This is a genomic window from Acidovorax cavernicola, from assembly GCF_003581445.1.
Window position 1 is genome coordinate 18,512 of record NZ_QXMN01000038.1, and the last position, 23,613, is coordinate 42,124.

24 protein-coding genes are annotated in these 23,613 nt (G+C 68.8%); 18 read left to right on the forward strand and 6 right to left on the reverse strand.

What is annotated here, in order from left to right:
* The first annotated feature begins 71 nt into the window (after positions 1-71).
* Entirely contained in the window at positions 72-797 is a 726-nt protein-coding gene (kefF, locus tag D3H34_RS23925) for a glutathione-regulated potassium-efflux system oxidoreductase KefF (RefSeq protein WP_119556731.1), read from the forward strand.
* A 2-nt stretch (positions 798-799) separates the two neighbouring features.
* Positions 800-2,659: a glutathione-regulated potassium-efflux system protein KefC gene (gene kefC / locus D3H34_RS23930; RefSeq protein WP_119556732.1), complete on the forward strand. Its 1,860-nt coding sequence runs from the start codon at positions 800-802 to the stop codon at positions 2,657-2,659.
* 16 nt (positions 2,660-2,675) lie between these two features.
* Here the strand turns inward: kefC and D3H34_RS23935 are convergent, their stop codons facing one another.
* On the reverse strand, positions 2,676-3,638 hold the full coding sequence (locus D3H34_RS23935; protein ID WP_119556733.1) for a M14 family metallopeptidase: 963 nt from the start codon (positions 3,636-3,638) through the stop codon (positions 2,676-2,678).
* A 16-nt stretch (positions 3,639-3,654) separates the two neighbouring features.
* Positions 3,655-4,656, reverse strand: coding sequence for a Bug family tripartite tricarboxylate transporter substrate binding protein (locus tag D3H34_RS23940; RefSeq protein WP_119556734.1), 1,002 nt, complete (start codon positions 4,654-4,656; stop codon positions 3,655-3,657).
* A 123-nt stretch (positions 4,657-4,779) separates the two neighbouring features.
* Between D3H34_RS23940 and D3H34_RS23945 the strand changes: the two genes are divergently transcribed.
* Positions 4,780-5,688: a MurR/RpiR family transcriptional regulator gene (locus D3H34_RS23945; protein ID WP_119556735.1), complete on the forward strand. Its 909-nt coding sequence runs from the start codon at positions 4,780-4,782 to the stop codon at positions 5,686-5,688.
* Here D3H34_RS23945 and D3H34_RS23950 read toward each other — a convergent pair.
* Positions 5,677-6,552 (reverse strand): amidohydrolase family protein, encoded by an 876-nt coding sequence (locus tag D3H34_RS23950; RefSeq protein WP_119556736.1) that lies wholly within the window; start codon positions 6,550-6,552, stop codon positions 5,677-5,679. The genes D3H34_RS23945 and D3H34_RS23950 overlap by 12 nt on opposite strands.
* 104 nt (positions 6,553-6,656) lie before the next feature.
* On the opposite strand from D3H34_RS23950, the gene D3H34_RS23955 reads away from it, so the two are divergent.
* From D3H34_RS23955 to D3H34_RS23980, 6 genes are read left to right on the forward strand one after another with little or no spacing between them, the layout of a single operon-like run.
* A complete protein-coding gene (locus D3H34_RS23955) occupies positions 6,657-7,430 on the forward strand; it encodes a crotonase/enoyl-CoA hydratase family protein (RefSeq protein WP_119556737.1) in 774 nt (257 codons plus the stop codon).
* Entirely contained in the window at positions 7,427-9,280 is a 1,854-nt protein-coding gene (locus tag D3H34_RS23960; RefSeq protein WP_119556738.1) for a feruloyl-CoA synthase, read from the forward strand. Before D3H34_RS23955 ends, D3H34_RS23960 begins: the two co-directional genes overlap by 4 nt.
* A 21-nt stretch (positions 9,281-9,301) precedes the next feature.
* Positions 9,302-10,066 carry an SDR family NAD(P)-dependent oxidoreductase gene (locus D3H34_RS23965; RefSeq protein WP_119556739.1) on the forward strand — a complete coding sequence of 255 codons (765 nt, stop codon included), beginning with the start codon at positions 9,302-9,304 and terminating at the stop codon, positions 10,064-10,066.
* Between the two features lie 34 nt (positions 10,067-10,100).
* On the forward strand, positions 10,101-11,093 hold the full coding sequence (locus D3H34_RS23970; RefSeq protein WP_119556740.1) for a Bug family tripartite tricarboxylate transporter substrate binding protein: 993 nt from the start codon (positions 10,101-10,103) through the stop codon (positions 11,091-11,093).
* Between the two features lie 5 nt (positions 11,094-11,098).
* A complete protein-coding gene (locus D3H34_RS23975) occupies positions 11,099-12,847 on the forward strand; it encodes an acyl-CoA dehydrogenase family protein (RefSeq protein WP_119556741.1) in 1,749 nt (582 codons plus the stop codon).
* Positions 12,848-12,883: 36 nt separating this feature from the next.
* On the forward strand, positions 12,884-13,375 hold the full coding sequence (locus tag D3H34_RS23980) for a MarR family winged helix-turn-helix transcriptional regulator (RefSeq protein WP_119556742.1): 492 nt from the start codon (positions 12,884-12,886) through the stop codon (positions 13,373-13,375).
* Between the two features lie 16 nt (positions 13,376-13,391).
* Here the strand turns inward: D3H34_RS23980 and D3H34_RS23985 are convergent, their stop codons facing one another.
* A complete protein-coding gene (locus tag D3H34_RS23985; protein WP_119556743.1) occupies positions 13,392-14,045 on the reverse strand; it encodes a TetR/AcrR family transcriptional regulator in 654 nt (217 codons plus the stop codon).
* A 121-nt stretch (positions 14,046-14,166) separates the two neighbouring features.
* Between D3H34_RS23985 and D3H34_RS23990 the strand changes: the two genes are divergently transcribed.
* The 5 genes from D3H34_RS23990 to D3H34_RS24010 all read left to right on the forward strand — a co-directional run bounded on the left by D3H34_RS23990 (position 14,167) and on the right by D3H34_RS24010 (position 17,669).
* Entirely contained in the window at positions 14,167-14,607 is a 441-nt protein-coding gene (locus D3H34_RS23990; protein ID WP_119556744.1) for a VOC family protein, read from the forward strand.
* Positions 14,608-14,645: 38 nt separating this feature from the next.
* The gene (locus D3H34_RS23995; protein WP_119556745.1) at positions 14,646-15,173 is read left to right on the forward strand and encodes an SRPBCC family protein; all 528 of its coding nucleotides are present in this window, start codon (positions 14,646-14,648) and stop codon (positions 15,171-15,173) included.
* A gap of 47 nt (positions 15,174-15,220) precedes the next feature.
* Positions 15,221-15,640 (forward strand): VOC family protein, encoded by a 420-nt coding sequence (locus D3H34_RS24000; protein ID WP_119556746.1) that lies wholly within the window; start codon positions 15,221-15,223, stop codon positions 15,638-15,640.
* A 117-nt stretch (positions 15,641-15,757) separates the two neighbouring features.
* Complete coding sequence (locus D3H34_RS24005) at positions 15,758-17,236, forward strand: DHA2 family efflux MFS transporter permease subunit (RefSeq protein ID WP_119556747.1); 1,479 nt, start codon at positions 15,758-15,760, stop codon at positions 17,234-17,236.
* Between the two features lie 70 nt (positions 17,237-17,306).
* Positions 17,307-17,669, forward strand: coding sequence for a DUF1428 domain-containing protein (locus D3H34_RS24010; protein ID WP_119556748.1), 363 nt, complete (start codon positions 17,307-17,309; stop codon positions 17,667-17,669).
* A gap of 99 nt (positions 17,670-17,768) precedes the next feature.
* Here D3H34_RS24010 and D3H34_RS24015 read toward each other — a convergent pair whose 3' ends face one another.
* Complete coding sequence (locus D3H34_RS24015; protein ID WP_119556749.1) at positions 17,769-18,527, reverse strand: sulfite exporter TauE/SafE family protein; 759 nt, start codon at positions 18,525-18,527, stop codon at positions 17,769-17,771.
* A gap of 176 nt (positions 18,528-18,703) precedes the next feature.
* Here D3H34_RS24015 and D3H34_RS24020 point away from each other — a divergent pair, with 176 nt between their 5' ends.
* The 4 genes from D3H34_RS24020 (at position 18,704) to D3H34_RS24035 (ending at position 22,688) form a co-directional block, all read left to right on the forward strand.
* Entirely contained in the window at positions 18,704-19,486 is a 783-nt protein-coding gene (locus D3H34_RS24020) for a FadR/GntR family transcriptional regulator (RefSeq protein WP_119556750.1), read from the forward strand.
* A 123-nt stretch (positions 19,487-19,609) separates the two neighbouring features.
* On the forward strand, positions 19,610-21,031 hold the full coding sequence (locus tag D3H34_RS24025) for an amidase family protein (RefSeq protein ID WP_119556751.1): 1,422 nt from the start codon (positions 19,610-19,612) through the stop codon (positions 21,029-21,031).
* 46 nt (positions 21,032-21,077) lie between these two features.
* Positions 21,078-22,082 (forward strand): Bug family tripartite tricarboxylate transporter substrate binding protein, encoded by a 1,005-nt coding sequence (locus D3H34_RS24030; RefSeq protein WP_119556752.1) that lies wholly within the window; start codon positions 21,078-21,080, stop codon positions 22,080-22,082.
* 132 nt (positions 22,083-22,214) lie between these two features.
* Complete coding sequence (locus tag D3H34_RS24035) at positions 22,215-22,688, forward strand: DoxX family protein (protein WP_119556753.1); 474 nt, start codon at positions 22,215-22,217, stop codon at positions 22,686-22,688.
* Between the two features lie 183 nt (positions 22,689-22,871).
* On the opposite strand, the gene D3H34_RS24040 is transcribed toward D3H34_RS24035, so the two are convergent.
* Positions 22,872-23,585, reverse strand: coding sequence for a Crp/Fnr family transcriptional regulator (locus D3H34_RS24040; protein ID WP_286186168.1), 714 nt, complete (start codon positions 23,583-23,585; stop codon positions 22,872-22,874).
* Positions 23,586-23,613: the final 28 nt, after the last annotated feature.

A 23,613-nucleotide genomic window follows, 5' to 3' on the forward strand; every position in this document is an offset into this window, starting at 1 on the left:
GACAGGGCTGGATGGTAGTCGCCCCGGGTTTCGCGTCGGCGACGGCGGGCCGTCTGCGTTATGTTCGCGACATGACGACAACAACATCCACGGAGAACCCCGCCGGCATCTATGTGCTGGCGGCCCACCCCCACTGGCGCGACTCGCGCGTGAACCGCCGGCTGTTTGCCGCGGCGCAGCGCGCACCGGGCGTCGACGCGAACGACCTGTACGGCAGCTACCCCGATTTCGCCATCGACGTCGAGGTCGAACGCGAGCGGCTGGCGCGCGCGAACCTGGTGGTGCTGCTGCATCCGATCCAGTGGTACTCGATGCCGGCGCTGCAGAAGCTCTGGGTCGACGACGTGCTCGGCTACGGCTGGGCCTACGGCCCCGGCGGCACGGCCCTGCAGGGCAAGGACTGCTGGCTGGTCGCCACCACCGGCGGCCCGGAGCCGAGCTACCACCCGCAAAGCTACAACCGCTATTTCTTCGACGCCTTCCTGCCGCCGTACGAACAGACCGCAGCCCTGTGCGGCATGCGTTTCCTGCCGCCGCTGCTGCTGCACGGCGCGCACCGCGCCAGCGAGGCCGAGGTGGCCGCGCATGTCGAGGTGTTCGCGCAGCGCCTGGGCAGCTACCCGGCCTGGCCGGAAATGGACGAACTCGATGTCTGCATCGCCTGCCCGGTGCCCGAGACCGACCGCCCGGCCGAATCGGACGACGTGAGCAAGGTGGTGGCCGGCGCCTTCCACACCGCCATGACGCATGGCCTGGCGGTTGCCAACGGCAGCAGCAGCAACAACAAGGCGGCCTGAGCATGGAACACGCACCCGCCTGGCTGACCAACAGCCTGATCTACCTGAGCGCCGCCGTCCTGGTGGTGCCGCTGTCCAAGGCCCTGGGCCTGGGTTCGATCATCGGCTACCTCGTGGCCGGCATCGCCATCGGCCCCTGGGGGCTGGGCCTCGTGTCCAGCGTGGAAGACGTGCTGCATTTCGCCGAGTTCGGCGTGGTGCTGATGCTGTTTCTCGTAGGCCTCGAGCTTGAGCCCAAGCGACTGTGGAGCCTGCGTCGTCCGATCTTCGGCTGGGGCTCGGCACAGGTGCTCAGCTGCGCGGCGGTGCTGTTCGCCGTCGGCTGCGCCGTGGGCGCGCCGTGGCGCGTGTCGCTGGTGGCCGCGCTCGGGCTGGCGCTGTCGTCCACCGCCATCGCGCTGCAGGTGTTCGGTGAACGCAACCTGCTGAAGACACCCAGCGGCCAGGCCGGCTTCTCCATCCTGCTGTTCCAGGACGTGGCCGCGATCCCGATCCTTGCGCTGCTGCCGCTGCTGGCCGGTGCCACGGCGGCCGAGCAGGCCGTGAGCGGGCTGGATCGCGCGCTCGAGGCGCTGAAGATCGTCGGCGTGATCGCCGGCATCATCCTCGGCGGCCGGCTGCTGCTGCGCCCGATCCTGCGCTGGATCGCGCGCAGCGACACGCCCGAGATCTTCACCGCTGCCGCGCTGCTGCTGGTGGTGGCCATCGCGGCGCTGATGCAGTTCGTCGGCCTGTCGATGGCGCTGGGCGCCTTCCTCGCGGGCGTGCTGCTGGCCGAGAGCGAATACCGTCGCGAGCTCGAAACCGACATCGAGCCCTTCAAGGGCCTGCTGCTGGGTCTCTTCTTCATTGCGGTGGGCATGTCGATCAACTTCGGCGTACTGGTGGCCAACCCATGGGTCATGGCGATGCTGGTCGTGAGCTTCCTGGCGATCAAGCTGGTCGTGATCTACGCGCTGGCCAAGGCCATGGGCCTGGCCTACCAGGAGCGGCCGGTGTTCACCTTGCTGCTCGCGCAGGGCGGCGAGTTCGCCTTCGTGGTGTTCCAGGCCGCCGGGCCCGACGTGCTGCCGCCGCAGACCACGTCGCTGCTGATCGGCGCGGTGGCGCTGTCGATGCTGCTGTCGCCGCTGCTGCTGGTGCTGCTCGACAAGTTCGTGCTGCCGCGCTACAGCCACGCGGGCGGGCCGCGGCTGGAGGAAATTTCGGAGCAGCAGGACGCCAAGGTGCTGATCTGCGGCTTCGGGCGCTACGGTCAGATCGTCGGGCGCATGCTGATGTCGCAGGGCCTGCAGGTGACGGTGCTCGACCACGACGCCGACACCGTCGAAGGCCTGCGCCAGTTCGGCTTTCGCGTGTTCTACGGCGACGCCACGCGGCTCGACCTGCTGCGCACCGCGGGCGCGGGCACGGCGCGCGCCATCGTGGTGGCGGTGGACGACATCGAGCAGTCGCTGGACATCGTCGACCTGGTGCGTGAGAACTTCCCGCAGGCGCGCATCGTGGCCCGCGCGCGCAACGTGACGCACCTGTTCCAGCTGCGCGACCGCGGCGTGCAGGACATCGAGCGCGAAGTGTTCGAGTCGTCCTTGCGCAGCGCCCGCTCGACGCTGGAAGCGCTGGGCTGGCCGGCGGCCGAGGCGCGCGAGGCGTCGATGCGTTTCCGCCAGCGAAACCTCAAGCTCACCGACGAGATCTACCCGCACTACAAGGACCGCGCCAAGCTGATCGCGGCCAACAAGGCAGGCCGCCAGCAGTTCGAGGAGCAGATGGCGCGCGAACGCGAGGAGCGCAAGCGGCGTTCAGGGCAGGACTGGGACCGGTTGGACGAAGACGAGCCGGTCGACGCGAAGGCGACCTGAGGCTCGCCTGGCGCGATCAGACCGGCACGGTCAAGTACACGCCCTCGCGGCCGATCACCGGCTCGCGGGTCGGCATGAAGATCGTGCAACCGTCGCAGGGCGAACGGATCTCGCGCCCTGCCTGCACCGCGATCAATTCGCCGGCGTCGAAGGTCTCGAAACCGAGCACGGGCCGCACGAAGGCGAAGTCGTCCGAGGTCACCATGTGGACCTCGAGCAGCCGGAAGCGGCGCGCCGCCACCGCCGCGCGCGGCACCGGATCGATGAGCCCGAGGTGCGCCAGGAAACGCAGCGACACGTCGGTCGCCAGCTCCGCCGCCGACCGCGCGAAATGCTGGCCGCACTCGACCACCACCGCCCCGCCGTCGATGCCCGGCTCGCCGTGGCGCCCGTACGCCGTCACACCCGTGCCGGGCGCGGCGCCCACGGGCATCACGAGGTGCACCGGCGGACCGCCCACGGCCTGCGCCAGGCCCGCGTTGCGCTCGAACTCCGGGTAGACCCAGAAAGGCTGCACGGGCGCGCGCGTGGAATGAATGTCCAGCACGTAGTCGGCCGCGTCGAGCACCGGCCGCAGTTCGCGCGCGCGGCACAGCTCGGGGCTTTGCGCATCGCCGTCGAGCAGTTCAGGCGACCAGATGCGGTTCAGGTTGTGCACCAGCTGGCGGTTGTCGTAGGGCCGGCCGATGTGGAAGGCCTCGTAGGCCTGGACGTTCGCGAAGCTCACGGTGAGCGTGCCGATCTTCGGGCGCACACCGGTGTCGAGCAGGTGCGTGGCTGCGACCATGCCGCAGATCTCGTTGCCGTGCGTCAGCGCATTGATGAGCACGTGCGGACCGGGCTTGCCGGAGGCGAAGCGGTGCACGTAGTCGATGCCGGTGTTGCCCTGCCGGTAGGCGGAGATGTCGCGCGGCAGCACCTCGAGCGGTGCGGTGTCCGGTGCGAAATCGGGCACGATGACAGGCGGTGTCTGCGTCATGGAACCGGGCGTCCGCTCACTCGCCGCGGATGCCGGCGCGCTTGACCATCTCGCCGTACAGCGCGAGCCGCTCCGACATCATGGCCGTGAACTGCGCGGGCGACTGCGCCTCGGGCGCGAGCGAGCCGCGCGCCAGCAGCGCCTCGACCATCGTCGGCTGATCGGCCACCGTGCGCACCGCCTTGTGCAGCGCAGTGATGACTTCGGGCGGCGTCTTCGCGGGGGCGGCCAGGCCGATCCACGACGTGGTGTTCAGCACCGGGTAGCCCAGTTCGGTGAAGGTCGGTACGTCGGGCAGTGCAGCGACGCGGGTGGGCGATGCCACGGCCAGCGCGCGCAGCTTGCCGGCCTGGATGTGCGGCAGGAAGGGCGCGAGATTGTCCAGGCCGAACTGCACTTCGTTCGAGATCAGCGCGGTCACCAGCGGGCCGCCGCCGCGGTACGGCACGTGCGTGGCATTGAGCTGCAACTGCGACTTCATCAGCTCGACGTTGAGCTGGCCCATGCTGCCCGGCCCGGCGCTGCAGAAATTGAGTTCGCCCGGGCGCGACTTCACCAGCGCCACGAACTCCTTGAAGGTCTTGGCGGGCACGGCCGGGTTCACCAGCAGCACGTTGATGGAACGCGCGAGCTGGCTGATCGAGATGAAGTCCTTGATCGGGTCGTAGCCGGGGTTGGCCTGCGTCAGCGGGTTGGCCAGGTGCGAGCTCTGCGACGACACGACGAGCGTGTAGCCATCGGGCTTGGCGCGCGCCACCTGTGCGCTGGCGATCGAGCCGCCGGCGCCGGCGCGGTTGTCGATGACCACCGGCGTGCCCAGCGCCTTTGACAGCGGCTCGGCGTACAGCCGCGCGATCAGGTCGACCGAGCCGCCGGCCGGGAACGGCACCACCAGCGTGACCGGGCGGGCCGGAAAGGCCTGCGCGCGTACAGACAGGGGCAGCAGCGCCGCAGTCAGGCCGGCGCCGAGGATCTCGCGCCGGCGGAGGGCGGGCACTGCGGGGGTGGTGGAACGCATGGGAATGTCTTTCTGCAGAAGGAGGCGGTCAGCCGGGCGGACAGGGCCGGCCGGAATCGTGCATTCATTTTTGCAAGGAGACCTTATTTTTGCAATACTCATTGCAAATATGAGGTTTCTCCGATGCCGCACGCAGACACCACCGCCGCTCCCAGCCTGAACCAGCGCATCTCGGGCTATGGCAAGAAGCTCACGAAGAGCGAGCGACGCCTCATCGAGGAGCTGCAGGCGCACCACCCGCAGGGGTTGCTCGAATCTGCAACGAGCCTTGCAAGAAAGGTGGGCACCAGCGCCTCGACCGTGGTGCGGCTGCTCGCCAAGCTGGGCTACGCGAGCTATGCGCAGGCGCAGATGGAAGCGCGCGCCGAAGTCACCGCCCTGCTCGCCTCGCCCGCCACGCGCGCCGACGCCGTCATCGGCGACGACACCTCCGTGCGCAGCTGCCTGGACAACGCGCTGCTGCACGACCAGCACAACCTGGCCGCCACCTTCGCGGCGCTCGACGTGGACGCTTTCGAGGCGTCAGTGAAGTTGCTCACGCAGCGCAAGGTGCGGGTGCATGTGCTCGGCCAGCGGCACGGCGTGCCGCTGGCCAGCCACCTGGCGCTGCACCTGAACCTGTGCCTGCCCGACGTGCGGCTGCTGGGTGGCGCGGGCCCGCTGCCGCTCGAAGACCAGCTGCTGCGCATCGACGAAAACGACCTGCTGCTCACGCCCACCTTCCGCCGCCATTCGCTCGCGATCGCGCGCACGGCCGCGTACTTCCGCGAGCGGGGAGCGAAGGTCGTCATGGTCACCGACAGCCCGACGGCGCCTGCGGCGGCCTCGGCCAATCACCTGCTGCTGGTGCGCACCTCCAGCGCGTCGCCGTTCGATTCGTACACGGCGGCGTTGTCGGTCTGCAATGCGCTGATCACCGCCGTGGCGCAACGCCGCAAAAAAGAGCTGGCCGCCGCGTTCGAGCGCGGCGCGCCGCTGTGGGAGCCGCACTGGAACGATGCGGCACGCCCTTCCGAAACCTCAGGCCGCTGAGGTTTCGAGCCCCAGCAGCCGAACCGCGTTGTCCTTGAGGATGCCGGGCATCACCTCGGGCTTGAAACCGGCCGCTTCGAAGTCGCGCATCCAGCGGTCGGGCGTGATCAGCGGGTAGTCGCTGCCGAACAGCACGCGGTCCTTCAGCAGCGTGTTGGCGTACTGCACCAGCTGCTTCGGAAAGTACTTGGGGCTCCAGCCCGACAGGTCGATCCACACATTCGGCTTGTGCGTGGCCACGCTCAGCGCCTCGTCCTGCCAGGGGAAGCTGGGGTGGGCCATGACGATCTGCATGTCGGGGAAGTCGATGGCCACGTCGTCCAGGTGCATCGGGTTGCTGTACTCCAGCCGCAGGCCGCCGCCGCAGCGCATGCCCGAGCCGATGCCGCTGTGGCCGGTGTGGAAGATGGCCGGCAGCTTGTATTCGGCGATCACCTCGTAGATCGGCCAGGCCATGCGGTCGTAGGGATGAAAGCCTTGCACCGTCGGATGGAACTTGAAGCCCTTCACGCCGTGCTCCTCGATGAGTCGGCGTGCCTCGCGCGCACCCATCTTTCCCTTGTGCGGATCGATGCTGCCGAAGGCAATCATGATGTCGCTGTTCTCCTGTGCGGCCTGCGCGATCTCCTCGTTGGGGATGCGGCGGCGGCCCATGTTCGACTCCGCGTCGACCATGAACATCACCAGCCCGATCTTCCTTTCACGGTAATACGCCACGCTCTCGGCGATGGTGGGGCGCCCGCTCGAGCCGAAGTACTTGTCGGCGGCGCGGTCGTACTCCTCGCCGTAGTTGTCGAAAGGGTTCCAGCAACTCACTTCGGCGTGGGTGTGGATGTCGATCGCGATCAGGTTCCGTGGGTCCATGTCGTTGTCTCCGGTTCGGGTAAGTCCCTAGGGTTCGGGAGGCTCCAATGCCTTGAATTGATTATTTCTCATAACCATAATCCAACGCAACCCCGCACACCATCATGACCAATCCAGACCTTCACCTCGACATCCGCGACGACGTCGCCATCGTCCGTCTCACGCGCGGCGCCAAGCGCAACGCGCTGTCCGACGGCCTGATCCTCGCGCTGCGCGACACCTTCGAGACGCTGCCCGCCACCGTGCGCGCTGCCGTGCTCGACGGCGAGGGCCCGCACTTCTGCGCCGGCCTGGACCTGAGCGAACTCAAGGAGCGCGACGCCGGCCAGGGCATGCAGCACTCGCGCCTGTGGCACAGCGCGCTCGACCTGATCCAGCACGGCCCCGTGCCGGTGGTCGCGGCGCTGCACGGCGCGGTGGTCGGCGGCGGGCTCGAACTGGCCAGCGCCTGCCACATCCGCGTGGCCGACCGCAGCACCTTCTACGCGCTGCCCGAAGGCTCGCGCGGCATCTTCGTGGGCGGCGGCGGCTCGGTGCGCATCCCCAAGCTCATCGGCGTGGCCCGCATGACCGACATGATGATGACCGGCCGCGTCTACAACGCCGAAGACGGCGAGCGCGCCAACTTCGCGCAGTATCTGGTCGACGAAGGCACCGCCTTCGACAAGGCCTTCGAGCTTGCGAAGCGCATCGCCACCAATGCACCGCTCACCAACTACGCGCTGATGCACGCCCTGCCGCGCATCTCCGAGCAGTCGGCCGACCACGGTTTCTTCACCGAAGCGCTGATGTCGGGCATCGTTCAGGCCGCACCTGAAGCCAAGCAACGTGTGCGCGACTTCCTCGAAGGGCGTGGCGCGAAGGTGAGCAAGGGATGACTGCCGTCCGCTACCGCCCGCTGGCTTTTGGCGTGACGCGCGCGGTGATGCGCGACGGCGCGCCGGGCACGCGCTACCTCACGGCCGAGACGCCGCTGCAGGCTTACCGCGAACGCATGACCGACCGGCTCGCGCACTGGGCGCAGGTCGCGCCCGAGCGCACCTTCATCGCCCGCCGCGAGCGCCTGAGCGACGGCCGCACCGGCGACTGGCTGCGCGTGAGCTACGCGCAAGCGCTGGAAGAAGCACGCGGTATCGGACAAGCCCTGCTCGACCGCGGCCTGAGCGCCGAGCGCCCGGTCGCGATCCTCAGCGAGAACGGCATCGAGCATGCACTGCTCGCGCTGGGCTGCCTCTACGCCGGCGTGCCCTACTGCCCGGTGTCGCCGCCCTACTCCATCGTGAGCCAGGACTTCGACAAGCTGCACCACGTCTTCGACACACTGACGCCCGGCCTGGTGTTTGCCGCCGATGCCGCACGCTTCGCGAAAGCCATCGAGGCGACCGTGCCCGCTGGCACCGAGGTCGTGCTCGCCGAAGGCACGCTCGCGGGCCACGCCACCACGCGCTTCGACGTGCTCGCCGCCACGCCGGCCACGCCCGCCATCGACGCGGCGATGCAGGCCACCGGCCCCGACACCATCACCAAGTTCCTCTTCACCTCGGGCTCGACCAAGATGCCCAAGGCGGTGATCAACACGCACCGCATGTGGTGCGCCAACCAGCAGCAGCTGCGCCAGTCGATTCCCGCGCTGGGCGACGAGCCGCCGGTGCTGGTCGACTGGCTGCCCTGGAACCACACCTTCGGCGGCAACCACAACGTGGGCATCGTGCTGGACAACGGCGGCACGCTGTACATCGACGACGGCAAGCCCACGCCCACCGGCATGGCCGAGACGCTGCGCAACCTGCGCGAGATCGCGCCCACCATCTACTTCAACGTGCCCACCGGCTTCGAGGCGATCGCCAACGCGATGGAAAGCGACGCCGTGCTGCGCCGCAACCTGCTGTCGCGCGTGAAGATGTTCTTCTACTCGGGCGCCGCGCTCGCGCAGCCCGTGTGGGACAGCCTGCACCGCACGCAGGAAGCCGAAGTCGGCGAGCGCATCGTGATGGGCACCGGCCTGGGCATGACCGAGTCGGGGCCCTTCGCGCTGTACGTGACCGGCCCCGACGTGAAGTCGGGCGATGTGGGCCTGCCCGCGCCGGGCATCGAGCTCAAGCTGATCGAGGTCGACGGCAAGACCGAGGTGCGCTACCGCGGCCCCAACATCACGCCCGGCTACTGGCGCGCGCCCGAAGCCACGGCCGAGGCCTTCGACGACGAGGGCTTCTTCTCCACCGGCGACGCGGTGAAGTGGATTGCCGACGACGACATCCACCGCGGCCTGCGCTTCGACGGTCGCATCGCCGAAGACTTCAAGCTCGCCACCGGCACCTTCGTGAGCGTGGGCCCGCTGCGCGCGAAGATCATCGCGGCCGGCTCGCCCTATGTGCAGGACGCGGTGCTCACCGGCATCAACCTGAAGGAAGTCGGCGCGCTGATCTTCCCGACGCAGAAGGTGCGGCAGCTCGCCGGTCTGAATGCCGACGCCACGATGCAGCAGGTGCTAGAGAGTGCACCCGTGCAGGCGCACTTCCAGCAGGTGGTGGACACGCTCGCCGCCGGCGCCACCGGCAGCGCCAACCGCATCGCGCGGCTGCACCTGATGGCCGAGCCGCCGTCCATCGACAAGGGCGAAGTGACCGACAAGGGCTCCATCAACCAGCGCGCCGTGCTCAAGCACCGTGCCGCGCTGGCGGACGCGCTGCACGACGGCACGCTGCCTTTCACGCTCACGCCCCGCTAACCCCATTCAGGAGACACACCCATGAAGATCGAAGGACAAGCCGCGCTCGTCACCGGCGGCGCCTCGGGCCTCGGCGAGGCCACCGCGCGCGAACTGGCCCGCCTGGGCGCCAGGGTCGCCGTGCTCGACCGCAACGCCGCGCTCGCCGAGAAGGTCGCGGCGGAGATCGGCGGCGTCGCCTGCGTCTGCGACATCACCGACACCGACAGCGTGAACGCCGCGCTCGACAAGGCCGAAGCGGCGCACGGCCCCGCGCGCATCCTGATGAACGTGGCCGGTATCGGCAGCGCCAAGCGCATCGTCGGCAAGGACGGCAACCCCGCGCCGCTCGAAGACTTCGTGCGCGTGGTCAACATCAACCTGATCGGCGGCTACAACATGGCGCGCCTGTTCGCCGCGCGCTGCGCGAAGTTGGACGCACTCGAGAACGGCGAGAAGGGTGTGATGCTCTTCACCGCGTCCGTCGCCGCCTTCGACGGCCAAGTGGGCCAGCAGGCCTACAGCGCATCGAAGGGCGGCCTCGTCGGCATGACGCTGCCGATGGCGCGCGACCTCGCGCAGCACGCCATCCGCGTGTGCACCGTGGCGCCCGGCCTCTTCGCGACGCCGCTGCTGCTGGAACTGCCCGAGCCGGTGCAGCACTCGCTGGCCGCGTCGATCCCCTTCCCGCCGCGCCTGGGCAAGCCGTCGGAGTTCGCCGAGCTGGCCTGCCACATCGTCACCAACGGCCATCTCAATGGCGAAGTGATTCGCCTAGACGGCGCCCTCCGAATGGCGCCGCGCTGATTTCAGCCCCCGAAAAACACCAGGAGACAAGACCATGACCAACCGACGTCAGTTCGTGACGGCGCTCGGCGGCACCGCCGCGCTCGCTTCCATGCATCCCCTTGCTGCACTCGCCCAGGCGGTGCAGCAGCAGGTGAAGATCTACTACGGATTCCCGGCCGGCAGTGCCGGCGACAGCGTGGCGCGTCGCGTGGCCGACAAGCTGGGCAACACGCCCTTCACCGGCACCAACCCCGTGGTCGAGAACAAGCCCGGCGCGGGCGGTCGCATCGCGCTCGACACGCTGAAGACTTCGCCGGCGGACGGCTCGGTGCTGTGTCTCGCGCAGGCCTCGGCGCTGTCGATCTACCCGCACATCTACACCAAGCTCAGCTACGCCATCCCCGACTTCGCGACCATTTCCATCGGCGCCGTGATGACGCACGGCCTGGCCGTCGGTCCGATGGTGCCGGCCAGCGTGAAGACGCTGAAGGACTACATCGCGTGGGCCAAGGCCAATCCCGGCCAGGCCAGCTACGGCTCGCCGGGCGCCGGCTCCACGCCGCACTTCCTGGGCGCGCTGCTGGGCCTGAGCACCGGCACCGACCTGCGCCACGTGCCGTACCGCGGCTCGCTGCCCGGCATCAACGACGTGGTGGGCGGACAGATCGCCTCGTGCCTGACACCCGCCGGCGACTGCCTGCCCTTCGCCAAGGCCGGCAAGCTGCGCGTGCTCGCCACCTCGGGCTCGCAGCGCCCGGCCTACCTGCCCGATGTACCCACCTTCACCGAGCAGGGCTTCCCCGAGATCGTGGCCGACGAGTGGTTCGGCTTCTTCGCACCGGCCAGAACGCCGGCCGCGACCATCGCCGTCGCGAGTACCGCGATCCAGGCGGCGCTGAAGGACAAGGCCGTCGCCGACGGCTTGCTGTCGGTCGGCCTGATCGCGCACGGCTCCTCGCCCGAGGAGATGAAGAAGTCGCTGCAGGCCGAGTACGAGCGCTGGGGCCCGCTGGTCAAGAAGATCGGTTTCACCGCCGAGTCCTGAACCCGATGCACTACCAGCCCCGCCCCGAAGACGTCCGCTTCCTCTTGAACGCGGTGCTCGATGCGCCCACGCGCCTGCGTGCACTCGCGCCCTTCTCGGAGGTCGACGATGCACTGCAGTCGCAGGTGCTCGAAGAAGCCGCACGCTTCGTCGGTGAGGTGATCGCACCGCTGAATCGCGAAGGCGACGAAGTCGGATGCCGCTTCGACGGCGGCGAAGTGGTCACGCCTCCTGGCTTTCGCGAGGCGTACCAGGCCTTCGTGGACGGCGGCTGGCCTGCGCTCTCGGCCGCGACCGAAGACGGCGGTCAGGGTCTGCCCACGGTGCTCGAAGCCATCCTCTACGAATGGCTCAGCGCCGCGAACCACGGCTTCACCATGGCGCCGGGGCTGCTGCACGGCGCGTACGCCTGTCTCAAGCACCACGGCAGCGACGAGCTGAAGGACCGCTATCTGCAGAAGATCGCGACCGGTGAATGGCTTGCGACCATGTGCCTGACCGAAGCCCACGCCGGCAGCGACCTGGGCCAGGTGCGCACGCGCGCCACGGCGCAGGCCGACGGCAGCGTGCGCGTGAGCGGCGGCAAGATCTTCATTTCGGGCGGCGAGCACGACCTCACGCCGAACATCGTGCACCTCGTGCTGTGCCGCCTGCCCGATGCACCGGCGGGCCCCAAGGGCCTGTCGCTGGCGCTCGTGCCGAAGGTGCTGCCCGACGGTGCGCGCAATGCGGTGCACTGCGAGCGCATCGAAGAGAAGATGGGCCTGCACGGCAGCCCCACCTGCACGATGCGCTTCGACGACGCCACCGGCTGGTTGGTCGGCGAACCCGGTCGCGGACTCGCTGCGATGTTCGTGATGATGAATGCGGCACGCCTGCACGTGGCGCTGCAAGGCATCGGCCTGCTCGACGCCGCGTGGCAGAAGGCCGACGCCTACGCCGCCGAGCGCCGCCAGATGCGCGCGCCCGGCCCCGTGCCCGCAAGCCGCGGCAGCGAAGCGGCCGACCTGATCGCCGAGCACCCGGCCGTGCGCCGCATCCTCGACACGCAACGCGCCTGGATCGACGGCTCGCGCGCGCTGGCCTACCGCAGCGCGCTGATGCTCGACATCGCCACGCACGACGCCGACGCCAAGGCCCGCGAGCGCGCGCAGCGCTGGTGCTCGCTCGTCACGCCGGTGCTCAAGGCCGCCTGCACGCACCAGGCCTTCCACGGCGCCAGCGAATGCCTGCAGGTGTTCGGCGGCCACGGCTACGTGCGCGAGTGGGGCGTGGAACAGGTGGTGCGCGACGCCCGCGTGACCATGATCTACGAGGGCACCAACGAGATCCAGGCCATCGACCTGCTGGTGCGCAAGGTGCTGCCCGACGGCGGCGCGGCCCTGTCGGCCGTGCTGCTGGAGCTGCGCGACACGCTCGACGCCTCGCGCGAAGCCGATGCCGACGTGCAGCGCCGGCTGGCGCAGTTGCGCTATCTCGGCACCACGGTGGCGATGGCCGCACACGCCAACCCCGTGCTGCCCTACGAAGTGGCGGACGACTTCCTGCGCGTGATGACGCTCACGCTGATGGCGTGGGCCTGGGCGCGCATCGAGGTCGCAGCACCCGCCGATGCTGGACGCACGCACGCCGCAGCCGCCTTCCGCCGCTGGGTGCTGCCCGAGTTCGAGATGCGGCTGGGCATCGTCAAGCGCGCGTGCGAAGGCGTCGCACTGGCACATGCCGCACAGGCCCCACAAGAGGCGTCACGCTAGTTGTTGGACACAGCAGCACGCGGTTACGCTCGCCGCATGCCTCCTCCCACGAAAAAAACGCCCGCAACGACCGAAGCCCCCGCCGCGCCGTCCGCCCGGGCGGAGCGGCTCGACGCCCGCGTGCTCGAGGGGCTGGTCGGCTACAACGCGCGCCGCGCATGGCTCATCGTGAGCACCGTCTTCGCCGACCGCATGGCGCCCTACGGTCTCAAGCAGATCGACTTCTCGGTGCTGTCGCTGCTGGCGCACAACCCCGGCGCGACCTCGCGGCAGCTGTGCAACACGCTGGACATCCTGCCGCCCAATCTGGTGAACCTCGTGGCGGCGCTCGACAGCCGGGGGCTCATCGAGCGGCGGCCGCATCCGCATGACGGCCGCGCCGTCGGCCTGCATCTCACGCCGGCCGGCGAGACGCTGATCCGCGAAGCCGAGCAGGCCGTGGTGCAGCTGGAAACCGAAGCCAGCAGCCGCCTGAGCACGCGAGAGCGCGAGACGCTCATCAAGCTGCTGCAGAAGATTTACCTCTGACCGTTGACCGCGGCAACTACAGGCCGCGCTCCACCATGTCGATCAGCCGCTGCCCCAGCGCATGCGTGGCCGCCGCCTCGAGCCCGCGCAGCGGGCCGTCGATGATGAGCAACGCCAGCCCGTGCACCGCCGACCACGCGAGGTATTCGGCACCGGGGCGCTGCGCCGCATCGAGCAGGCCCGCATCCACCAGCCGGTCGATGGCCGCACCCAGCAGCTGGAACGGGCCCAGCCCGCTGGCGCCCGTGCCTTCGGCACCGATATCGCCCTCGCCATCTTTCGACACCACGAAGGCCGTGCGGAACAACCCCGGCTCCGCCTGCGCAAAGCGCAGGTAGGCGGTGCCGATGGCGCGCACCTGGGCGCGCGCGAAATCGGCGGGCGGCTGGTCGCAGGGCAACACGGCGAGCTCGCCTTCCATCGCCTTGGCCGCCTCTGAAAGCGCCGCGGCGCGCACCGCCAGCAGCAGATCGTGCCGGCTGGCGAAGTGGCGGTAGGCCGCATTCGGCACCACGCCCACGCGACGCGTGGCCTCGCGCAGCACCACCGCGTCCGGGCCGCCGTCCCGCGCCAGTTCGATGCCGGCATCCAGCAGCGCACGGCGCAGATCGCCGTGGCGGTAGGTGCTGCGTGCGGGCGGCAGGCTTTCGGGCAGGTTGTTGAGCTTCATCTCTTTTCCATGTGGACACTGTCCATTATCCCTGTTATTCTTTGTGGACGGTGTACACAAAGTAATCCCATTGTTTTCGAGCCACCGTGTGCCCAGCCCAACTCACCCGAAAGGAAACGCCATGAAAGTCCAGTCTTACCTGTCCTTCGAAGGTCGTTGCGACGAAGCGATCGCCTTCTACAAGAAGGCGCTCGGCGCCGAAGTCGTGCAGCTCATGCGCTACAACGAGGCCCCCACCGACGGCGCGCCCGGCAACCCTGAAGCCGGTTGCGCGGGCGGCATGCCCCAGGCCGACAAGGTCATGCACTCGGTGTTGCGCATCGGCCAGACCGAGCTCATGCTGTCCGACGGACGCTGCTCCGGCCAGGCCGAGTTCAAGGGAATCATGTTGTCGCTGTCGGCCGGCAGCGACGCCGATGCCCGCAAGTGGTTCGACGCACTGGCCGATGGCGGCCAGGTGATGCAGCCGCTGATCCCGACCTTCTTCACGACCAGCTTCGGCATGCTCAGCGACCGCTTCGGCGTGGGCTGGCTGCTGGTGGCGGACCCGGCCGCCGCGTGACGCGGGGCTCTCCTCTTTCCTTCATCGATCTGTTCATCATGCTCAAGACCATCGTCCTCGCCGTCCTCGCGCTGATTGCCGCGCTGCTCGTCTACGGCGCCACGCGGCCCGACAGCTTCCGCGTCGAGCGCACCACGCGCATCGAGGCACCGGCCGAAAAGATCTTTCCGCTGATCGCCGACTTCCACCGCTGGAGCGCATGGTCGCCCTACGAAAAGCTCGACCCGGCCATGAAGCGCACCTTCGGCGCCACCGCCAGCGGCAAGGGCGCGACCTACGCCTGGGAAGGCAACAGCAAGGCCGGCGCGGGAACGATGGAAATCATCGAGTCGCAACCGTCGTCCAAGGTCGCGATCAAGCTCGACTTCATCAAGCCTTTCGAAGGCCACAACACGGCCGAGTTCACGCTGCAGCCGCAAGGCAACGCCACGCAGGTCACCTGGGCCATGTACGGCCCGAGCCCCTACATGGCCAAGCTCATGGGCATCTTCTTCAACATGGACCAGATGATCGGCAAGGACTTCGAGACGGGCCTGGCCAATCTGAAGAGCGCCACCGAGAAGTAACTGCTTCGTTTCCTCATCGACTCACCTCCAACTCCCAAGGAACTCTCATGTCCCCCATCAACGCCTACCTCACGTTCGACGGCAACGCAGCCGAGGCCATGCGCTTCTACGAGAAGACGCTGCGCGGCACCATGCAGATGATGATGACCGTCGGCGAAGCGCCCGACACCGAGCAGATGCCGGCCGACGCCAAGAGCCGGATCATGCATGCGTCGCTCGCCTACGGCGACGGCATTCTCATGGCCTCCGACACCATGCCCGGCCAGCCCTTCGAAGGCATGAAGGGCTTCGGCGTGGCGCTCACGCTCGACACCGTGGCCGAGGCGCGGCGCATCTTCGACGCCTTCGCCGAAGGCGGCTCGGTCGGCATGCCCTTCGAGAAGACCTTCTGGGTCGAAGGCTTCGGCATGGTGACCGACCGCTTCGGCACACCCTGGCTCATCAACGGCGGGAAGAGTCTGGTCTAACGACCCCCCAGGCTTCGCCAACCCCCTTGCAGGGGGCCACGCCTGCGGCCCGGCACAACCGGTTCCGCGGCGTTCCACGTACAGCAATACATCCTTGCTTCTTCCAGGAAATCTTCCATGACCGAAACCCTCGACAACCGAAAGCGCTGGCTCGCCCTGATGGTGCTGTGCCTGGGCGTGCTGATGATCGTGCTCGACACCACGATCGTGAACGTGGCGCTGCCCTCGATCCGCACCGACCTCGGCTTTTCCGAGACCTCGCTGGTCTGGGTGGTGAACGCCTACATGCTGACCTTCGGCGGCTTCCTGCTGCTAGGCGGGCGGCTGGGCGACCTGTACGGCCATCGCCGCGTGTTCCTCGCGGGCCTGGTGCTGTTCACGCTGGCCTCGCTGGCCTGCGGGGTCTCGACCTCGCAGGGTCTGCTGGTGGCGGCGCGCGCGGTGCAGGGCCTGGGCGGCGCGGTGGTGTCGGCCGTGGCGCTCTCGCTGATCATGAACCTGTTCACCGAACCGGCCGACCGCGCCAAGGCGATGGGCGTGTACGGCTTCGTGTGCGCGGGCGGCGGCAGCATCGGCGTGCTGCTGGGCGGCCTGCTCACGAGCACGCTGAGCTGGCACTGGATCTTCCTGGTCAACCTGCCGATCGGCGTCGCGGTGTACGCGCTGTGCGTGGCGCTGCTGCCGAACGCGCGCGGCCATGCGCACGGCGAGAAGCTCGACGTGGCCGGGGCCATCACCGTCACCGCGTCGCTGATGCTCGCGGTGTACGGCGTGGTCAACGGCAATGAAGCGGGCTGGAGCTCTCCGCAGACGCTGGGCCTGCTCGGCGCGGCCATGGTGCTGCTGGCCGCCTTCATCACCATCGAGTCGCGCGTGAAGCATCCGCTGATGCCGCTGGGCCTGTTCAGGCTGCGCAGCGTGTCCGTGGCCAACGTGGTCGGCGTGCTGTGGGCCGCGGCCATGTTCGCGTGGTTCTTCATCTCGGCGCTGTACATGCAGCTGGTGCTGCAGTACACGCCGATGCAGATCGGGCTGGCCTTCCTGCCGGCCAACGTGATCATGGCCGTGTTCTCGCTCGGCCTGTCCGCGAAGATCGTGATGCGCTTCGGCATCCGCAAGCCGCTGGCGGCCGGGCTCTGGCTCGCAGCCATCGGGCTGGCGCTGTTCGCGCGCGCGCCGGTCAACGGCAGCTTCGTGCTCGACGTGCTGCCCGGCATGGTGCTGCTCGGCCTGGGCGCGGGCATGGCCTTCAACCCGGTGCTGCTGGCGGCCATGAGCGAGGTCGACCCGGCCGACTCGGGCCTGGCCTCCGGCGTGGTCAACACCGCCTTCATGATGGGCGGCGCCCTGGGCCTGGCCGTGCTGGCCAGCGCCGCGGCGGCACGCACCGCCGCCATGGACGCCGCCGGCGCTCAGATGCCGCTGGCGCTCACCGGCGGCTACAACCTGGCATTCCTTGTCGGCGCCGTGTTCGCGGCGGCGGCGGGTCTGATCGGGGTCCTGCTACTTCGCCCGGCATCGCCGGGGCACACCCACCACAACAACAACGAAGCAGCGCGGGCTCCGGGCGCGGCGGGCGAGACGGCGTCGTCGTGAACGCGACGGCGCCATGCAGCCCCCGCTTTTCTTTCTACAACGGTTCTACACACTCTTCAGGAGAACAGACATGGCTCGTTATGTGGACGGATTCATCGTCGCCATTCCCACCAAGAACGTCGAGGCCTACCGCAAGCTCTCGCGCAAGTCAGGAAAGATCTGGATGGAGCACGGCGCGCTCGAGTACGTGGAGTGCATCGCCGACGACGTGAAGCCCGGCAAGCTCACCTCGTTCCCGCAAAGCGTGAAGCTCAAGGCCGACGAGACCGTGGCCTTCTCGTGGATCACCTACAAGTCGCGCAAGCACCGCGACGCCGTGAACAAGAAGGTCTTCGCAGACCCGCGCCTGGACGCGATGATGGACCTGAAGAACCTGCCGTTCGACGGCAAGCGGATGATCTTCGGCGGCTTCAAATCCATCGTGGAGTTCTGACCCTTCGCGGAACACCGCGGAACCGGCTTTGCCGGGCCGCTGGTGTTGCCCCCTGCAAGGGGGGTGGCACAGCGACACGCAGTGCGCGAAGCCTGGGGGTTAGCCAATAAATCCGTCGTAGACGAGCTTGACGCCAGTGAGGAACATGCCCAGATAGACAAAGCGATAGAACCACGTCGCATCGATGCGGCGTGCAATGCGGATGCCGATCCACACGCCCAGCGGCGCCAGCGGCATCAGCACCAGCGAGGTCGCGAAGTTGCGCATGTCCAGCAGGCCGAGCCACGCGTAGGGAATCCACTTGCTGAGATTCACCACGAAGAAAAAGTAAGCCATCGTCGCCGTGAACACCACCGGCTTGAGCCGCAGCGGAATCACGTAGGCATTGATCGGCGGGCCGCCCGCGTGCGCGATGAAGCTGGTGAAGCCCGACATCGCCGTGAGCACCGCGCCCACCCAGCGCGAAGGCAGCGGATCGTCCGGCTTGGGCGGAAACACCAGGCGCTGCGCGAGGAACACCAGCGTGAACACCCCCACGATGCCCGCCACCGTGTGGGCCGAGAGCACGCGAAACAGCAGCGTGCCGATGACCGTACCCACGAGCCCGAAGGGAATCAGGAACTTGAGCAGCGAGCGGTCGAAGTCGCGCCGAAACGCGGCCAGACCGAGCAGGTCCATCAGCAGCAGCAGCGGCATCAGGATGGCCGCCGCCTGCGGCACGGTGACAGCCAGCGCCATCATCGGCACGGCCAGCGAGCCGAAGCCCGCGCCGAAGCCGCTCTTGCTGATGCCCAGCAGCAGCACGGCGGGAACGGCGACCGCGTAGAACGAGGGGTCGGTGATGAGAGGAAAGACCATGGGGAAACCAGCTGCGCAGAAAAAAGCCCGCCAGGTGCCGGCGGGCCGTGCGGGAGCGTAGCAGGAAGCCCGACTTCCTGCCGGCGGCTCCATCCGACCAGGGCCTCGCGGGACAACCCGCTTGACAGTGTTTTTGAGATTTATGACATTTATGATCATAAATAACCGAAACACAGATGCCCCCAACCCAACCCAAGCCCTCGCTCACGCGCGACAAGCGCGTGAAGCGTTCCGACCAGGTGGTCGACAACATCAAGCGCTGGGTCGTGCAGACCCAACAGCAGGTCGGCAACAAGCTGCCGCAGGAAAAGGAACTGATCGAGCAGCTCGGCGTGTCGCGCGGCACAGTGCGCGAGGCCTTGGCCGCGCTGCAGGTGCAGGGGCTGGTGGCGATCAGCACCGGCCCCAACGGCGGCGCCACGCTCACGCAGGCCTCGTACGAGCAGTGCCTGCAGGCGGTGTCGAACTTCCTGTACTTCCAACCGGTCGACATCGCCATGCTGTACGCGCTGCGCCGCGTGGTCGAGCCCGAACTGGCTGCCAACGTGGCCACGCGCCTGAGCGAAGACGACCTGGCTGCGCTGCAGGCGCTGATCGGCCACAGCCACCCGGCGCACGGCGGCAGCGCCGACTGGAACGAACGCCGCGAGGCCGACCTGCTGTTCCATGACCGTCTGGCCGAAGCCTGCAGCAGCCCCTTTCTCGCCCTGGTCTGCCGCCTGCTCAACGACGTGATCCGCCGCGTGATCATCGTGCGCAACGCGCTCACCGAGTTCGATCAGTTCGACGAGGAAATCGTGGACAGCCACACCGAACTGCTCGACGCACTGCGCGCCCGCGACCCCGTGCGCGCACGCGAAGTCATGCGCGTGCACATGGAGCACGCCGAAGCCCTGGCCCTGGAGGCCGAAGCCCGCGTCGACCGCGGCAGCCTGCTCATGAAGAAACCGACCGGCTGACGCCCGCGCGGCGCGCGCCGATCCACGCGCCGCGACCGCCCCTTTCTCCAGCTCTTCTTTGCCTTCACCCCGGTTGCGCCGGGGTGCGGGGTCTGCTTTGCCCGAACTTCCTTGAAACCGCCCATGACCTCATCCCCCGCCTCATCCCCCGCGCTCTGGCAGCGCAGCGCTGCCGACATCGCCGCCGCCGTGCGCCGCCGCGAGGTGTCCTGCCGCGAAGTGACGGCCAGCGTGCTCGCGCGCATCGCCGAACTCAATCCGCGCATCAATGCCCTGGCCGAGGTGCTGGCCGACGAGGCAATGGCCAGTGCCGACGCCGCCGACGCACGCACGCTGCGCGGCGAAGCGCTCGGGCCGCTGCACGGTGTGCCGGTCAGCATCAAGGTCAACGTGGACCAGGCCGGCCACGCCACCACCAACGGCGTGATTCCGCTGAAAGACCACATCGCCCGCGAAGACGCGCCGGTGGTGGCGCACTGGCGCAGTGCTGGCGCCGTCATCGTGGGGCGCAGCAACACGGCGACGTATTCATCGCGCTGGTTCACCGACAACGGCGTGCACGGCCGCACGCTGAACCCGTGGGACGCGGCCGTCACCCCCGGCGGCTCCAGCGGCGGCGCGGCAGCGGCCGTGGCCGGCGGCATGGGTGCGCTGGCGCACGGCAACGACATCGGCGGCTCGATCCGCTACCCCGCCTATGCCTGCGGCGTGGCCGGCCTGCGCCCCACGGCCGGCCGGGTGCCGGCCTTCAACCCGAGCGCGACGAGCGAGCGCGGCATCACGCCGCAGCTCATGTCGGTGCAAGGGCCGCTGGCGCGCAGCATTGCAGACCTGCGCCTGGGCTACGAGGCCATGGCCCGTCCCGACGCACGCGACCCGAATTGGGTGCCCATGCCGCACGAACTGCCGCGCCCCACCGGCCCGATCCGCGTGGCGCTGTTCAAGCGCACGCCGGGCATTCCGGTGGACCCGGCCGTCACGCAGGCCCTGGACGCCGCCGCGCGCTGGCTGCAGCAGGCGGGCTACGAGGTCGACGAAGCAGAGCTGCCCTTCTTCAACGAAGCCGCAGCCCTGTGGCGCACCCTGACCGTGGACGACAGCCGCCGCAACATCATCGCGGGCGTCGAGCAGCACGGCGACGACATCATGCGGCGCAGCCAGCGCTACATGCTCGAAGGCCTGGCCGAGACCGACCGCGACGGCTTTCTCGATGCACTCGCGCGTCGCCAGGCGCTGCTGCGCAGCTGGTCGGTCTTCATGCAGACCCACCCACTGGTGCTGATGCCCGTGTCGTGGCAGCGCCCTTGTCCGCAGGACGAGGACATTGCGAGCCTGGCGCGCGCCCGCGCACTCATCGATGCGCAGAGCCCGCTGCTCGCGACCGCCGCGCTGGGCATGCCCGGCCTCGCGGTGCCAACGGGCGTGGCCGGCGGTGCGCCCATCGGCGTGCAACTGCTCGCCTGGCGCTTCCGCGAAGACCTGTTGCTGGAAGCCGGCCAGGTGCTCGAAGACGCGGCCTGCTTCACGCCACTCGTCGCGCGGTGATCTCTCTTTCCCTGTTCCCACAACTTCAACCATCCGGAGACTTTCGATGACCCCTTCCTCCCGCCTCCCCATCAGCCCAACGCTCTCGCGGCGCCACCTCATGCTCGCCGCGGCAGCCGCAGGCGTGGGCAGCCTGCTGCCGCACGGTACGAATGCGCAGGCCGTCACGCGGCTGATCGTGCCCTTCCCGCCCGGTGGCCCAGCCGACTTCATGGGCCGGCTGCTGTCGGAAAAACTCAAGGACCTGCTGGGACGCACCCTCGTGGTCGACAACCGCCCGGGCGCCGGCACGCGCCTGGCCGCCGAGGTGCTGAAGAACGCCCCCGCCGACGGCACCAGCATGCTGCTCGCACCGGTCGATCCGATGTTCATCGGCCCCGCGATCTACGCCAACATGCGCTTCAACCCGGCGACCGACTTCAAGCCCGTGACCGACGTGAGCGGCATCCAGTTCGGCCTGGCCGTGAGCGCCGCCTCGCCGGTGAAGACGCTGGCCCAGTTCGTCCAGGCCGCCAAGGCGAACCCCGACCAGGGCTCCATCGGCATCACCACCGTGGGCTCGCTGCTGCACTTCCTGGCCATGGACTTCGTGGCCCTGTCGCGCAGCGGTGCCACCCTGGTGCCCTACCGCGGCGGCGCCGCCATGGTCACCGAGCTGATCGGTGGTCAGGTGGCCTCGGGCATGGACGCCACCACCACGCTCACCGAGTACCACCGTGCGGGCAAGCTGCGCGTGCTGGCCGTGGCCGGCGACAAGCGCGCCGACGGCCTGCCCGATGTGCCGACCTTTGCCGAGTCGGGCTACCCGACGCTGGTGGCCTCTTCGCGCTACGTGCTCTACGCCCACGCCAGCACCGCCCCCGCCACCATCGCACAGTGGAACCAGGCAATGCGCAAGGTGCTGGCCATGCCGGATGTGCGCGAGAAGCTGGGTCGCGTGGGCTACGACCTGCTGCCCGGCGCGTCGAGCGAAGAGGTCGTGCGCTACACCGACGGGCTGGCCGCGCGCTGGCTCCCGGTGATCAGGGCCTCGGGCTACAAGGGCGACTGAAGCCGGGAGGCGAACCCAACCGCCGAAAAGTGTGCGTAAACGCACCGACCGCCCCCGCCCGGGTCCGCACACTGCGATGGCAACCGCCGCAATCCGCGGCGGCCCTCCTTTCTTTCCTCTCAAGGATCCGCCATGAACACCCGGGCTGCCCCCATCGCCTCCGCCGCTTCGGCGTCTTCCTCTTCGTCGTTCCTTGCCACGCCGGCCGCCCGCGACGACGCCGGCAAGCTGGTGCTGCGCGTGTCCGTGGGCGTGCTGATGCTGCTGCACGGCATCTTCAAGCTCTCGGCCGGTGTCGGCTTCATCGGCGGCATGCTGGCCAAGGCCGGACTGCCGGGCGGGTTGGCCTACCTCGTGTTCGTGGGCGAGATCGTCGCGCCGCTGCTGATGATCGCGGGCGTCTGGACCCGCGCCGCAGCCGCCGTGGTCGTGATCAACATGCTCGTGGCCCTCGGCCTCGTGCACATGGCCGACCTGTTCGCGCTGACCAAGCAGGGTGGCTGGGCGCTGGAGCTGCAGGGCCTGTACCTGTTCGGCGCGCTGAGCGTGGCGCTGATGGGTGCCGGTCGCCTCAGCGTCGCCGGCCCGAACGGCCGCTGGAACTGATCGGCCAGCCGGATTAGGGCCTGTTCACACTATTTCTGGCGTCGCGTTGGCCGGCAAAGGGGCTGGCTGCAAGGCGCCTGTGCGCAGCAAGGCTGATGCCTTGCAAGCGCGGGCAACGCCGCAGACGGCCCCTTTACCGGCCAACCCGAAGGGAAGGTCTGCCAGAAATAGTGTGAACAGGCCCTAGTCGCCGCGCACCTGCGACACCATCTGCGCCAGCCGCTCGGCGTCGGCCACGACCAGCGCCTTGCCGTCCTTGCGCAGCACGCCGCCGCGCACCAGCGTGTTGAGTTCGCGGGTCACCTGCTCGCGGTTGGTGCTGATCTGGCTGGCCAGCGCCGCGTGCTTGGGCGCGGGCTCCAGGCGGGCTTCGTTGCCGTCGATGCCCGCCGCGCGCGCCAGGCGCAGCAGCTCGGCATGCAGGCGGTTCTGCACGCCGAGGGTGCTCAGGTCGATCACGCGCTCCGACAGTTGCCGCACCAGCGCGGCCAGTTGCTGCATCACCCGCTCGGCGACCAGCGGCTCCTCGCGCAGCAGCGCCAGGAAAGCGGCGCGGTCCAGGCTGGCGACCACGCAGGGTTCGAGCGTGACCACGTCGGCCGAGCGCGGCCCGCCGTCGAGGGCGGCGATGTCGCCGAAATGCGCGCCGGCCTCGGAATCGCGGAAGGTCACCTGCCGGCCGTTGGCCGCGTAGGTCGTCACCCGCACGCGTCCGGAGACCAGCAGGAACACCTCGCCCTGCAGGTCGGCGCGCAGCATCAGCGGCTTGCCGGCCGCCACGCTGTGCCACAGGCACTGGCGGGCCAGGCCGTCGAAACGGTCGTCGGACAGCCCCTCCAGCAGCGCGATGCGGCGCAGCGCAAGGCTGGAGCGGGGGGTGGGTTCGGGTAGGGCCATGCCGGTGGTCATTGGGGCGCGCGCATTA